Here is a 12,672-nt window from a genome sequence, read left to right on the forward strand (position 1 = left end):
AACTCGTGACTGACTGTGCGTACACCGTGCACATCAGGTGATCCGACGGCACCGCATTGTGGAGGTGTGCCCTGCCGCCCCTCCTCCGTTACCCGACCGTCGACGAACTCGGCGCCCGGGCGGCCGCGCTGGTCGCCCGACATCCCGAGGACGCCCGACTCCGCCGGGTGGGCACCTCGCGCGCGGGCACGCCCCTGTGGCTGCTGTGCGTCGGCCACGGCAGCCGTCAGGCCCTCGTCGTCGCCGGCCCGCACGCCAACGAACCCGTGGGCGGCGCCACCGTCCTGCGGCTGGCCGAGCGGGCCCTGGCCGACCCGACGCTCACCACGGGCGCCGACGCGACCTGGAACCTGCTGCTGTGCCTCGACCCCGACGGCCTGCGCCGCAACGAGGGCTGGCTGCGGGGCCCGTACACCCTCGACCGGTACTTCCGGAACTTCTTCCGGCCCGGCTTCCTGGAACAGCCCGAGTGGCTGCCCGACGGCGCGGCCGCCGCCGTACTGCCGGAGACGCGCGCCCTGCTCGACCTCCAGGACGAGCTGCGGCCCTTCTTCCAGTGCTCGCTGCACGGTGTCGACGTCGGCGGTGGCTTCGTCGAGCTCACCCGCGACCTGCCCGGCCTCGCCCAGCGGGTCGCGCACGCCGCGGACCGGCTCGGCATACCGCGCGAACTCGGTCCGTACGACACCCTGTACTGGCCGCGCCTGGGGCCCGCCGTCTACCGGATACCGCCACCGAGCCCCGGCGACCTGGCCGCCGCCATCACCGAGGCGGCCGTCGAGTCGACCTGGTACCACCCGCACCGGCACGGCACGGTGACCGCCGTCGTCGAGGCGCCCATGTGGGGCGTGGCGGCCGTGGAGGACGCCGGCGTGCCCGCGGACGGGGACGGGGCGCTGCGGACCGTGAGTCACGCCCTGCGGGGCGACGCGCGGCTCCTCGAAGTGCTCCTCGCGCGCATCCGCCCGCAGGTCTCGGCCACCCCGGACGCGGCCCGCCTGCTCGCCCCGGTCGAGGACTACCTCATGGTCTGCCCCGGCCTCGCCGACGCGTGGGACCCCGACGTCCCCGACGGCGTCCGCCCGCTGCCGCCCCTCAGCGCCGCCCACCTGGCCGCCCTGCGCATCGCCGGGCGGCGGCTGGCCCTGCGGACTGCGGGGCTGCTGCACCAGCTCGTGACCCGCGCAGGGGCCGATCCGGCCGGGGCGCTGCCCGACCTGGACCGGTTGATCGACGAGTGGTGCGCCGACTACCGCGACGGCTGCGGGGCACGTTGGGTCCCCGTCCCCCGGCAGGTGGAGTACCAGTCGCGGGTGGTGCTGGCCGCGTTCGAACTCGCCGCGCGGTACGCGCCCGGGTGCTCCCGTTCGGGTGAGCCGGGGTGGGGTTCCCAGGCAGCCGTGCCGATGCATCGGGAATGACGCACACCACCACAGCGAAAGCGTTCCGTGGCGCCCTGCCGGCCGCGGCCGCCCTTCTTCTCGCCCTCGTGTCCCCCGCGCAGGCCGCTGACCAGGCGGCCGACCAGGGCGACTGGCTCTTCGTGACCGTCACCACGGGCGACGCCCGTTCCAGCGGCACCCGAAGCGCCCTGCTGCTGTGCGACCCGCCCCTGGGCCACCAGCACGCCGCCGAGGCCTGCGCGGAACTGGAGACGGTCGCCGGCGACATCAGCGCCCTCCCGGCCACGGACACCTACTGCACGATGGTCCACGCCCCGGTGACCGCCGAGGCGCGCGGACAGTGGCACGGCCGCCCGGTCGGCTACACGGAGACCTTCACGAACGCCTGTGTGATGCGCGCCCGGACCGGTTCCGTCTTCGCCCTGGACGACTGACCCGCACGGCGCCGCCACGCGGCACGCGCGCGCAGGCGGGTGAGCGGGGCCGGCACGTGCGCGGGGCGGTCGTTCGCGAGCGCCACGCGCGCGTGGCGATGAAGGGCAGGCGTGTGCGCGTGGCGGCCAGGCGGGTGGAGCCGAGGGGCGGAAGCGGACGTCCGATCGCGAGCGGCACGCACGCCCGGCGGGGAGAACCCTGCGTCCGTGTGCGCCCCCTGGCGCGTGTGCGCGGCGCCGGCGCCGGAGGCGTGTACCGGCAGCCCGTGGACCGTGCAGGCCGGCGCGGTCGCCCGCGCCCCCTCACCCGACCCGCTCCAGCAGAGCCACGGGGAGCCGGTCGAAAAGCTCCGCCACGCGCGTGTGCCCCGTGAACTCCCGCTCGGGGTCGAGCACGTCGGCCCACCGGCCTGGCGGCAGCGGCAGCAGTGTGTCCCGCCAGCCTCCCGCCTCCGTCAGCCGCAGCGACAGCCGGGTCACCGCCGTGAGCACCTCCCCGGAGCGCACGAACGCCGCACAGTGTCCCGCCGCCGCCCCCTCGGCGGCCAGGGGCGTGTACGTCGCCGCGTCACCGAAGGCCTCCGGCCGGCGCGCGCGCAGCCGCAGCGCCGCCCGTGTCACCGCGCCCTTGTCCCCGGGATCCTCCGGCGGGAACCGCGCGGGCCGCCGGTTGTCCGGATCGACCAGCGCCCGGTACTCGCTCTCCGTGCCCTGGTAGACGTCCGGCACCCCCGGCATCGTCAGCTGGACCAGGGCCGTCCCCAGCACGTTCGCCCGGATGTGGGGTTCCAGCGCGCTCCGGAAGGCGGTCACGGGCCCGCCCGGCGCCCCGCACGGCCCGGCGGCGACGAACGCCGCCACCGCCTCCTCGTACGGCGGCTCCTGCTCGGTCCAACTCGTGTACAGCCCCGCCTCGCGCACATGCTTCAGCAGCGCCTCCTGGACGCGCTCCGGCTCGGCGGGCCCCAGCCCGAACACGGTCTGCCAGGCCGCCCACGCCAGCTGTGCGTCCGGTACGCCCTCCCCGGTGCGGGTCACCTCGGCCAGCACGTCCGCCCACCGCTGCGGGCACTCGGTGAGCACCGCGAGGGCCGCCCGTACGTCCGCGCTGCGCTTGGTGTCGTGGGTGGAGACGACGGTCCCGCTCACCGGCCAGTCGCGCTGTACGCGCGCGCAGTAGGCGTGGAAGTCGTCCGGGGACACGGCCGGGCTGCCCGGGTCGCCGCCCACCTCGGTCGCCGACAGCAGCGGCACATAGCGGTAGAACGCCGTGTCCTCCACGGACTTGGCCCGCAGCGCCGACGACGTCTGAGCGAACCGCGTCCGGAACTCGACCTGCCCGGGTCCGTCGCCGTACCGCCCCAGCACCAGATCCCGTACGACGTCGACGGCCCCCGCCTCCTCCGGCACCACGAACGCCGCCCTGGCCTCGGCCGCGGCCTCCTCGGTGACGACCCGGGACGCGTCCCCGGAGGCGTACGGCCGGTACACCTCCAGGCGGACCAGGAGCTCCTGGAGCGCGGTGCGCAGCGCCCAGGGGGCACGGTCGCGCAGCGCGGGCTCCGGGGAGGTGGCGCACAGGCGGCTCGCCACCCGGGTCAGCCGGTCCACCTCGGCGGCCAGCTCGTGTGTGAGCACCTTGTACGCCGCCCGCCGTACCGTCGCCGCCCAGTCGCCGCCCCGGTCCGTCTGCGGGGCCGCGAACCGCCGGTACTGGCCGAGGAGTTCCCCGGCGCCCGCCGGATCCACGAACAGGCCGTCGATGTGCCGCAGGGCGTCGTAGCCGGTGGTGCCCGCCACCGGCCAGGAGGCGGGCAGATGCTCCCCGTCGGCCAGGATCTTCTCCACGACCGTCCAGCGGCCGCCGGTGGCCTCGTTCAGCCGCCGCAGGTAGCCGTCGGGGTCACTGAGGCCGTCGGGGTGGTCGACGCGCAGCCCGTCGACCACGCCCTCGTGCAGCAGCTGGAGGATCTTGGCATGCGTCGCCTCGAACACCTCCGGGTCCTCGACGCGCACCCCGATGAGTTCCGAGATGCTGAAGAAACGCCGGTAGTTGAGCTCGGTGCGGGCCAGCCGCCACCACACCGGGCGGTACCACTGGGCGTCCAGGAGCTGCGGCACCGGCAGCTCCTCGGTGCCCTCGCGCAACGGGAACACATGGTCGTAGTAGCGCAGCAGGTTGCCGTCGACCTCCAACTGCCCGATCTCCGTGCCGAGAGGATGCCCGAGCACCGGCAGCAGCACCTGGCCGCCCTGTGCCTCCCAGTCGATGTCGAACCAGCGCGCGTACGGCGACTTCGGGCCCTCCCGCAGCACCTCCCACAGGGCACGGTTGTGGCGCGGGGCCATCGCCATGTGGTTGGGCACGATGTCCAGGACCAGACCGAGCCCGTGCTCGCGCGCGGTGCGGGACAGCGCCCGCAGCCCCTGCTCGCCGCCGAGTTCCTCGCGCACGCGTGCGTGGTCCACGACGTCGTAGCCGTGTGCGGAGCCGGGGACCGCCTCCAGGACGGGGGACAGGTGCAGGTGCGAGACGCCGAGCGAGGCCAGGTACGGCACGACCGCCTCGGCCGCCCCGAACGGGAACTCGGGCTGCAGTTGCAGCCGGTAGGTGGCTGTGGGCACCGCCGGGACAGATCGCTCAGGTGTCATGCAAACCTACGTACCCGTAACGCGGCCTTTCGTGTCATCGCTCCCGTACCCGTAACGCGGCCTTTCGTGTCATCGGCCCCGCACCGGTCCCGCCCGCGTCGGCCGTCCGAGTGAGGACCACCGACCCCAGCCACCCACCCCCACCACCGCCCACGCGCGCGTGCCGTGAAAGCGCATGGCACGCGCGCGGGGGCGGTGAGCCGGCCGCCGCCCTTCTAGAGGGGCCGCTGCAACACCGTCATGCTCCGGTCCTTCAGGGTCAGCCGGTCCCCTGCCTGGATCTTCGTGCCGGTGCCCGGTGGCACGCCGTCCGTGCGGGCGGTGTCGACGACCACCTCCCACTGCCGGCCGTGGTCGACGGGCACGACGAAGTCCAGCGCCTTGGGGGAGGCGTTGAACATGAGCAGGAACGAGTCGTCGGTGATGCGCTCTCCGCGCGGGCCCGGCTCGGAGATCGCGTTGCCGTTGAGGAACACCGCGAGCGCCGACGCCTGCGACGAGTCCCAGTCCCGCTGGGTCATCTCCTTGCCCTCCGGGGTGAACCAGGCGATGTCCGACAGCTCACCGTGGGAGCCCTCAACGGGCCGGCCGTGGAAGAAGCGCCGGCGCCGGAACACCGGATGGTCCTTGCGCAGCCCCACCATCGCGCGCGTGAAGTCCAGCAGTTCACGGGCGGGCCCCTCGGTGCCCGGCCACTCCACCCAGGCCAGCTCACTGTCCTGGCAATAGGCGTTGTTGTTGCCGTGCTGGGTGCGCGCGACCTCGTCGCCGTGGCTGATCATCGGCACGCCCTGGGACAGCATCAGGGTGGCGATGAAGTTCCGCATCTGCCGGGTCCGCAGTTCCAGCACCGCCGGGTCGTCGGTCTCGCCCTCGACCCCGCAGTTCCAGGACCGGTTGTGGCTCTCGCCGTCCCGGTTGTCCTCGCCGTTGGCCTCGTTGTGCTTGTCGTTGTACGAGACGAGGTCGTGCAGGGTGAAACCGTCGTGGCAGGTCACGAAGTTGATGGAGGCCAGAGGACGCCGCCCGTCGTCCTGGTACAGATCGGACGAACCGGTGAGCCGGGACGCGAACTCCGCCAGCGTGCGTGACTCGCCCCGCCACAGGTCCCGCACGGTGTCGCGGTACTTGCCGTTCCACTCGGTCCACAGCGGCGGGAAGTTGCCCACCTGGTAGCCGCCCTCACCCACGTCCCACGGCTCGGCGATCAGCTTGACCTGGGACACCACCGGGTCCTGCTGCACCAGGTCGAAGAACGACGACAGCCGGTCCACCTCGTGGAACTGCCGCGCCAGGGTGGCCGCGAGGTCGAAACGGAACCCGTCGACATGCATCTCGGTGACCCAGTACCGCAGCGAGTCCATGATCAGCTGGAGCACGTGCGGGGAACGCATCAGCAGCGAGTTCCCGGTGCCCGTGGTGTCCATGTAGTAGCGCGGGTCGTCCGTCAGCCGGTAGTACTGCGGGTTGTCGAGGCCCCTGAAGGACAGCGTCGGGCCCAGGTGGTTGCCCTCGGCGGTGTGGTTGTAGACGACGTCCAGGATGACCTCGATGCCCGCCTCGTGCAGCGCCCGCACCGCCGACTTGAACTCCAGGACCTGCTGGCCCCGGTCGCCCCAGGACGCGTACGCGTTGTGCGGCGAGAAGAAGCCGATCGTGTTGTAGCCCCAGTAGTTGTTCAGCCCCATGTCGACCAGGCGGTGGTCGTTCACGAACTGGTGGACCGGCATCAGCTCCAGCGCCGTGACGCCCAGCTCGGTCAGGTGTTCGATGATCGCCGGATGGGCGAGGGCGGCGTACGTCCCGCGCAACTCCTCCGGCAGCCCCGGGTGCCGCATGGTCAGGCCCTTGACATGGGCCTCGTAGATCACCGTCTGGTGGTAGTCGATGCGCGGCAGCCGGTCGTCGCCCCAGTCGAAGTACGGGTTGACCACGACCGACGTCATCGTGTGCGGCGCCGAGTCGAGATCGTTGCGCTTGTCGGGGGCGCCGAAGTGGTAGCCGTACACCTCCTCGCCCCAGCCGATCGATCCACTGATCGCCTTCGCGTACGGGTCGAGCAGCAGCTTCGCGGAGTTGCAGCGCAGACCGCGTTCGGGTGCGTACGGTCCGTGCGCACGGAAGCCGTAGCGCTGTCCCGGCATGACGCCGGGCAGATACGCGTGCCGTACGAACGCGTCGCTCTCACGCAGTTCCACCGCCGTCTCCGAGCCGTCGTCGTGCAGCAGACACAGCTCTACTCGGTCCGCGGCCTCGGTGTAGACCGCGAAGTTCGTGCCGGCGCCGTCGTACGTGGCACCGAGTGGATACGCCTCTCCAGGCCAGACCTGCATGGATACGACTCTTTCAGCTGAGGGGGGCCGCCGGGGCGCCTTGGTCTTGAGTCTCCCCAAAAGTGAGGGAACCACCTATGACTTACGTCCCTCTTACCGTGCGACCAGTGCCCACGGTGATCAAAGACCATGCCGTGGGGCGAAACCAGTGGGGCAAACACGTACTCCTGGGGTTCTTGGGGAGTAGGGGGAAGATGTGCGCAACATAGTGCACCGCCATCTGGGCAAGGTGGTGGCCGGTGCGGCCATCGCGGTAGCGGGAACCGCCGTGATGGTCGGGATCACCCTGCCGGGGACGGCGGGGGCCGACGAAACGGGAGGCCCGGTGGCCGGCCGGGTGGCACAGCAGTCCGGGCAGGGCCAAGACCAAGGCCAGGGCGCCTCCGTCGCGCCCGGTGTGGTGGAGCAGGCCCCGGCCGAGGGCAAGAAGGGCAAGGGCCGTGACCCGCTGACCGACGACGAGATCGAGCGGGTCGAGAAGATCGCCGTGAACCGGCAGCTGCTCGACACCAGCGAGGACGTCGAGGGCGACCGCGGTCCGCAGACTCTGACCGTCGACCTCGCCGATCCGGAGGCCGCCGAGGTCGACGACCCGGACGCCCCCCGGCGCGCCGAGGTGACGTTCTACGACTACCGGGACGACACCCTCGTCACCAGGACCGTCGACCTGGACAGCGGCAAGGTCGTGCGGACCGGCACCCAGCACGGCGTCCAGCCGCCGCCGAGCCGGGCCGAGAGTGCCGAGGCGGTGACCCTCCTGATCGCCGACCCGCTGGGCGCGGGCCTCAAGGCGGACTACAAGGACGCCACCGGCAAGGAGCTCACCTCCCCGGACCAATTGCTGGTGTCCGGCGGAATCTACCGGGCCGCTCCGGGCGCCCAGCCCGCCGTACTCGACAAGTGCGGCGAGCACCGGTGCGTGCGGTTGTTCCCGAAGGTCAAGAACGGGCCGTGGATCGACGCCCGGTCCCTGGTGATCGACCTGAGCACCCGCAAGGTCGCCAAGCTGCAGCTCTGAGCCGCATTCCGTCCGTCTTCCGAACCCGCACCTCCTGCGAGGGAGTCATTTCTTCATGCGCGAAAAGCGTTCCATCAGCGACCTCCGGCCGCGGAGAATGAGCCGCGCCCGTACGCGGGCGGCCATCGGTCTGTCCGTGGCGGCACTGGCCGCCGGCGCGACGACCGGCGCCGGACCGGCCGCCGCCCAGCCGAAGGCCGCCCCCGCGGCCGCCGCCGACTGCAGTGCCGCGTACCGCATCGAGCAGCAGCTCGCCGGCGGCACCACGTGGCGGATGTGCTGGCGCTACGACAGCAAGGCCGGGCTCGTCCTGGAGAACATCTCCTACCAGCCCAAGGGCGAGGCCGCCCCGATCAAGGTCCTGAGCAGCGCCCGGCTCGGCCAGATCCACGTCCCGTACGACGACGGGAAGGCCGAGTACGACGACCTCACCGGCCAGAACTTCGCCCAGAGCCTGATGAACCTGGCGCCCGGCGAGTGCCCCGGCGGCACCATCCACACCGTCAAGGTGCCGGACGTGTGGACCTCGGACAACCCGAACGTCAAGGGCCTGTGCACCACCACCCGCTCCCGCGGCCACGCCTACCGCATGCAGGGCGACGCGGCCAACAAGGTCTACCAGGCCCAGGGCAAGGACCTGCTGATCTACACGGTCAACCAGGTCGGCTGGTACGAGTACATCACCGAGTGGCGCTTCCAGGACGACGGCACGGTCCACATGAACGTCGGCGCGACCGGCAGCCTCTCCTACGAGGACTACGACGCCGGCGACGGCCGCGGCTGGCCCATCGGCAAGGGCGCCAAGGCCTCCGCCACCAGCCACAGCCACAACGTCTTCTGGCGGCTCGACTTCGGCCTCGACGGCTCCTCCAAGAACGGCGTCGAGCAGTACGACTCGGCCGTCACCGCGCCCGCCCGGGGCCAGCAGGCCCCGACCACGAAGACCACCCGCACCAAGGTCACCAAGGAACTCGCGGCGGACGCCAAGACCTATCGCTGGTGGCGTGTGGTCAGCGCGACCGGCAAGAACAAGGACGGGCACGCCCGCTCGTACGAGATCGTCCCCGGCACCAGCACCAAGTACCCGGGCCGCAGCTTCACCAAGCACGACCTGTACTTCACCCAGTACAACAACTGCGAGCTGTTCGCCAGCAACAACCCTGGCAGCTGCGGCGGCAAGTCCGTCGACAAGTGGGTCAACGGCCAGACCATCACTCACCCGGTGGTCTGGATGAACGTGGGCTTCCACCACATCGCCCGGGACGAGGACCAGCAGCCCATGCCGGTCCACTGGCAGGGCTTCTCCATCGCCCCGCGGGACGTGACGGCCATGAATCCGCTCACTCCCGCCGAGCTCGGCTGGCAGAACGGTCACTGGGAGCCGCGCGGTTGAGAAACGACCTGTCCATCCGGCTGCACCGTTGACCGCTCCCGGAGTACCCTTCCTTGATCGTTGGGTGGGGTGAAGCTCGGGGGAGCGGAAGGCGGTGCGCGGGTGGGCTCGGGAGGGCTGGAGTTGCCCCCTGGTGACGAGGGTCACGAGGGGAACTCCGCAGACGTCCCGCCCGGCACGGTGTCCCTGGCCAGACCGATGGACGCGGGCGCCATCGGACCGGAGCTGGACTGGGACGCCGACGCCTGGCGCGAGGTGCGCGTCCGCGCCCAGCGGGCGGGCCGGGCCTACATCTGGCTGAACCTCGTCGAGCAGCGGCTGCGCGCTGTCGTGGCCGCTGTTCTGCGTCCCATCTACGAACCCGTGCACGGCGACGACTGGGTGGTCGCCGCGGCCGGACCGGCCGGTCAGGAGTGGGTCCAGCGCGCGGTCGCGGTCCGCGAAGTCAGCCGCCGCAAGGGCTACTTGCTCGACCCGGCCGACGACAACGTCCTCAGCTTCCTGACCCTGCCGCAGCTGCGCGAGCTGATGGTGCAGCACTGGCCGTGCTTCGAGCCGTACCTCGACGACCGCCGGGACGTCGAACTCGCTCTGGACGAGCTGGAGGTCACCCGGAACGTCGTCTCCCGCAACCGGGCCCTGTCCGAGGCCGTCCTGAACCAGGCCGAGCGGGCCTCCGCCCGGCTGCTGGAGATGCTCGGCACCGGCGGCGACGTGCCCTCCGCGCGCCGGCTGCCGGTGGACGCGGTCGAGGACCTGGTCGGCGACCGGTACGCGGACGTGGTCGCCGTGCACTCCGACCGGGTGCGGCTCATGCGCCAGTTCCCCGCCGAGGACATCTTCGGCGAGGCCCGCCGCCTGGACGCCGTCGGCATCGGCCTCAACCTGCTCGTGCAGAACTTCTCCGGGCGCCGCCTGGTGCGGCTGGCCGAGTCCGGCTGCCGGGTACGGCTGCTGTTCCTGAACCCGGCCTCCAGCGCCGTCAAGCGCCGGGAGCGCGAACTCGGCATGAAACGCGGCGAGTTGAGCCGGGCCGTCGAGATGAACATCCTGCACATGCGCCGGGTCCGCTCCAAGCTGCGCGACCCCGGAGCCTTCGAGATCCAGGTCTACGACGACACTCCCCGCTTCACCGCCTACCTCGTCGACGGCGACGGCACGGACGGCATCGCCGTGGTGCAGTCCTATCTGCGGCGCTCGCGGGGGATGGAGGCACCGGTGCTGGTGCTGCGCGGCGGAAGCAAACTGGTCAAGTCGGGACAGGTCGACGAGAGCGGTCTCTTCCCGACGTACCGCGAAGAGTTCGAGACGGCTTGGGCGGATTCGCGACCGGTGTCCTGAAAGTTCCTCAAGGCCGCTACGGGAGCGGCGTAAGCGGAATGCCGTCCTCTGATTGTCAGTGGTGCATGGGATCGTGGAGACCACTGGGGGAAAGCACCACCAAGAAGGGGGACCACCCATGGGCTGGCACCGGGAGCTGCTGATCGGCTTCGACCTGGAGACGACCGGAACCGATCCGCGCGAGGCGCGCATCGTCACGGGCGCCGTGATCGAGGTCAGGGCCGGACAGCCCGTGGGCCGCCGGGAGTGGCTGGCGGATCCCGGCGTGGAGATCCCCGCGGACGCGGTTGCGGTGCACGGCATCAGCAACGAGCGCGCGATCTCCGACGGCAGGCCCGCCGACCAGGTCGCGGAGGCCATCGCGGACGTCCTGGTGACGTACTGGAGGACGGGTGTGCCGGTCGTCGCCTACAACGCCGCCTTCGACCTCACCCTGCTCTCCGCCGAACTGCGCCGCCACCGCCTGCCGTCCCTGCGCGACCGCCTCGGCGGCATCGACCCCGCCCCGGTCGTCGACCCCTACACCATCGACCGCTGGGCCGACCGCTACCGCCGCGGCAAGCGCAACCTCGAAGCGGTCTGCGAGGAGTACGGCGTCGTGCTCGACACCGCCCACGACGCCTCGGCCGACGCCCTCGCCGCCGCCCGGCTGGCCTGCGCGATAGCCGACCGTCACCCCAAGGTCGCGGCCCTCGGCCCGGCGGAACTGCACCGCCGCCAGATCGAGTGGTACGCCGAGTGGGCGGCGGACTTCCAGAGTTTCCTGCGCCGCAAGGGCGACACGGCCGCGGTGGTGGACGGCGCGTGGCCCTTCCGGGAACTGGCCGACGAGCGGGTGTGAACCGACGTGGCCGGCGGTCCCCGGGGACGACCGCGAGGACGCGCCGTGTGGTGCGGCGGTCGACCTTGACCCGCAGCACGACGCGCTTCGCGGCGTCGGACACCGGGTGGCCGCGCAGCGCTCAGACGGCGTCGGTGGTGCCCTCGGGGGCGTGATCGATGAGGCCGCAGGCGAAGGAGGACGGGATGTCGGGCAGGGAGATCAGGCGCTGGTAGGCGTCGTGGCAGGGCATGTGGGGTTCTCCTGCGCGTCCCGCGTGTCCTGGGCGTCCTGGGTGGGTCGGACGTCGGTTGCCCGGTGGGTGGCGGCGCGGTGGGCGTGTTGGGTGCGGTGATTGCGCTCCACGGCCTGTCCCCAGTAAGTCCCGGCGAGCATCAGGGCGGCGCCGAGGCCGGTGAACAACGTGAGGTGTTCGCCGCCGAGGGCGATGCCCACCGCCGCGGCCCAGATCGGCTCCGTGCCCAGCAGCAGTCCGGCGCGGCTCGCGGAGGTGCGCTGCACCGCCCAGGTCTGCGCGAGGAAGGCGAAGACACTGCAGAACAGGGCGAGATAGAGCAGTTGCGTCCAGGTCGCGGCGTCGGCGCGGACCAGGGTGGGGAGTTGGTGCGCGGTCGGTATCAGGAACAGAACCGAGCCGACGAGGGTCTGCACGGTGGTCAGGTGCAGGGGGCGGATCGCGCGGCCCGCGGTGAGCCGCCCGATGAGGGCCATGTGCCCGGCCCGGACGACGGCCGCGCCGAGCATGAGCAGGTCGCCGAGGCGGGGCGCGTGGAAGCCGTTGCCGGACATCAGCAGTCCCACGGCGAGGACGCACACGCCGGCGGCGGCGTAGAAGGCCGGAGGCAGCCCGCCCGGGTGACCGGTGCGGTCGAGGAACGGGATGAGGACGATGGTCAGGCTGATGATGAGCCCCGCGTTGGCGGCGGTGGTGTGGGCGACGCCGTACGTCTCCACGACCAGGACGGCGGCCTGGGTGACCCCGAGCGGCACCCCCGCCCGCAACTCGTCGCGGGTCCAGCGCCGGGAGCCGTGCCGGTTCCCGGCGCGGGCGGCGACGAGACCGAGACAGGCGAGCGCGGACAGGGCGTACCGCGCGAGCAGGACCAGCAGGACGGGGAGAGCGGCGGTGGCGGTCTGGGCGGACAGATAGCTCGAGCCCCACACGAGGGCGACCAGGAGGAGTACCGCGTCGGTACGGCGGGTGTTGGACATGTGCTCACGATGCACCGAGACACTCTCTGAAGCCCAGGGCCACTT

At 71.9% G+C, this 12,672-nt stretch carries 9 protein-coding genes; 6 read left to right on the forward strand and 3 right to left on the reverse strand.

Annotated elements, in window-relative coordinates:
* Positions 1-56: 56 nt before the first annotated feature.
* Positions 57-1,421 (forward strand): M14 family zinc carboxypeptidase, encoded by a 1,365-nt coding sequence (locus tag ACIBK3_RS11690; RefSeq protein WP_399364424.1) that lies wholly within the window; start codon positions 57-59, stop codon positions 1,419-1,421.
* Positions 1,418-1,837, forward strand: a complete 420-nt coding sequence (locus ACIBK3_RS11695; RefSeq protein ID WP_399364426.1) for an SSI family serine proteinase inhibitor — start codon at positions 1,418-1,420, stop codon at positions 1,835-1,837. Before ACIBK3_RS11690 ends, ACIBK3_RS11695 begins: the two co-directional genes overlap by 4 nt.
* Positions 1,838-2,140: 303 nt before the next feature.
* Here the strand turns inward: ACIBK3_RS11695 and treY are convergent, their stop codons facing one another.
* The gene (gene treY / locus ACIBK3_RS11700) at positions 2,141-4,489 is read right to left on the reverse strand and encodes a malto-oligosyltrehalose synthase (protein WP_399364427.1); all 2,349 of its coding nucleotides are present in this window, start codon (positions 4,487-4,489) and stop codon (positions 2,141-2,143) included.
* Between the two features lie 215 nt (positions 4,490-4,704).
* Positions 4,705-6,822, reverse strand: a complete 2,118-nt coding sequence (glgX, locus tag ACIBK3_RS11705; protein ID WP_399364429.1) for a glycogen debranching protein GlgX — start codon at positions 6,820-6,822, stop codon at positions 4,705-4,707.
* Between the two features lie 196 nt (positions 6,823-7,018).
* Here glgX and ACIBK3_RS11710 point away from each other — a divergent pair, with 196 nt between their 5' ends.
* The 4 genes from ACIBK3_RS11710 to ACIBK3_RS11725 all read left to right on the forward strand — a co-directional run bounded on the left by ACIBK3_RS11710 (position 7,019) and on the right by ACIBK3_RS11725 (position 11,415).
* Positions 7,019-7,840 carry a Tat pathway signal sequence domain protein gene (locus ACIBK3_RS11710; protein ID WP_399364431.1) on the forward strand — a complete coding sequence of 274 codons (822 nt, stop codon included), beginning with the start codon at positions 7,019-7,021 and terminating at the stop codon, positions 7,838-7,840.
* Positions 7,841-7,895: 55 nt separating this feature from the next.
* The gene (locus ACIBK3_RS11715) at positions 7,896-9,233 is read left to right on the forward strand and encodes a copper amine oxidase (RefSeq protein ID WP_399364433.1); all 1,338 of its coding nucleotides are present in this window, start codon (positions 7,896-7,898) and stop codon (positions 9,231-9,233) included.
* A gap of 102 nt (positions 9,234-9,335) precedes the next feature.
* Positions 9,336-10,574 carry an SAV2148 family HEPN domain-containing protein gene (locus ACIBK3_RS11720; RefSeq protein ID WP_399365538.1) on the forward strand — a complete coding sequence of 413 codons (1,239 nt, stop codon included), beginning with the start codon at positions 9,336-9,338 and terminating at the stop codon, positions 10,572-10,574.
* A 118-nt stretch (positions 10,575-10,692) separates the two neighbouring features.
* Positions 10,693-11,415: a 3'-5' exonuclease gene (locus ACIBK3_RS11725; RefSeq protein WP_399364435.1), complete on the forward strand. Its 723-nt coding sequence runs from the start codon at positions 10,693-10,695 to the stop codon at positions 11,413-11,415.
* A 201-nt stretch (positions 11,416-11,616) separates the two neighbouring features.
* On the opposite strand, the gene ACIBK3_RS11730 is transcribed toward ACIBK3_RS11725, so the two are convergent.
* A complete protein-coding gene (locus tag ACIBK3_RS11730) occupies positions 11,617-12,627 on the reverse strand; it encodes a DMT family transporter (RefSeq protein ID WP_399364437.1) in 1,011 nt (336 codons plus the stop codon).
* Positions 12,628-12,672 lie beyond the last annotated feature (45 nt).

Origin of the sequence: Streptomyces sp. NPDC050287 (genome assembly GCF_044459385.1) — a bacterium.
GTDB lineage: Bacteria > Actinomycetota > Actinomycetes > Streptomycetales > Streptomycetaceae > Streptomyces.

Coding starts and splice junctions, on each gene's coding strand:
- ACIBK3_RS11695 (WP_399364426.1), top strand. CDS start 1,418: ATGACGCACACCACCACAGCGAAAGCGTTCCGTGGCGCCCTGCCGGCC.
- treY (WP_399364427.1), bottom strand. CDS start 4,489: ATGACACCTGAGCGATCTGTCCCGGCGGTGCCCACAGCCACCTACCGG.
- glgX (WP_399364429.1), bottom strand. CDS start 6,822: ATGCAGGTCTGGCCTGGAGAGGCGTATCCACTCGGTGCCACGTACGAC.
- ACIBK3_RS11715 (WP_399364433.1), top strand. CDS start 7,896: ATGCGCGAAAAGCGTTCCATCAGCGACCTCCGGCCGCGGAGAATGAGC.
- ACIBK3_RS11725 (WP_399364435.1), top strand. CDS start 10,693: ATGGGCTGGCACCGGGAGCTGCTGATCGGCTTCGACCTGGAGACGACC.
- ACIBK3_RS11730 (WP_399364437.1), bottom strand. CDS start 12,627: ATGTCCAACACCCGCCGTACCGACGCGGTACTCCTCCTGGTCGCCCTC.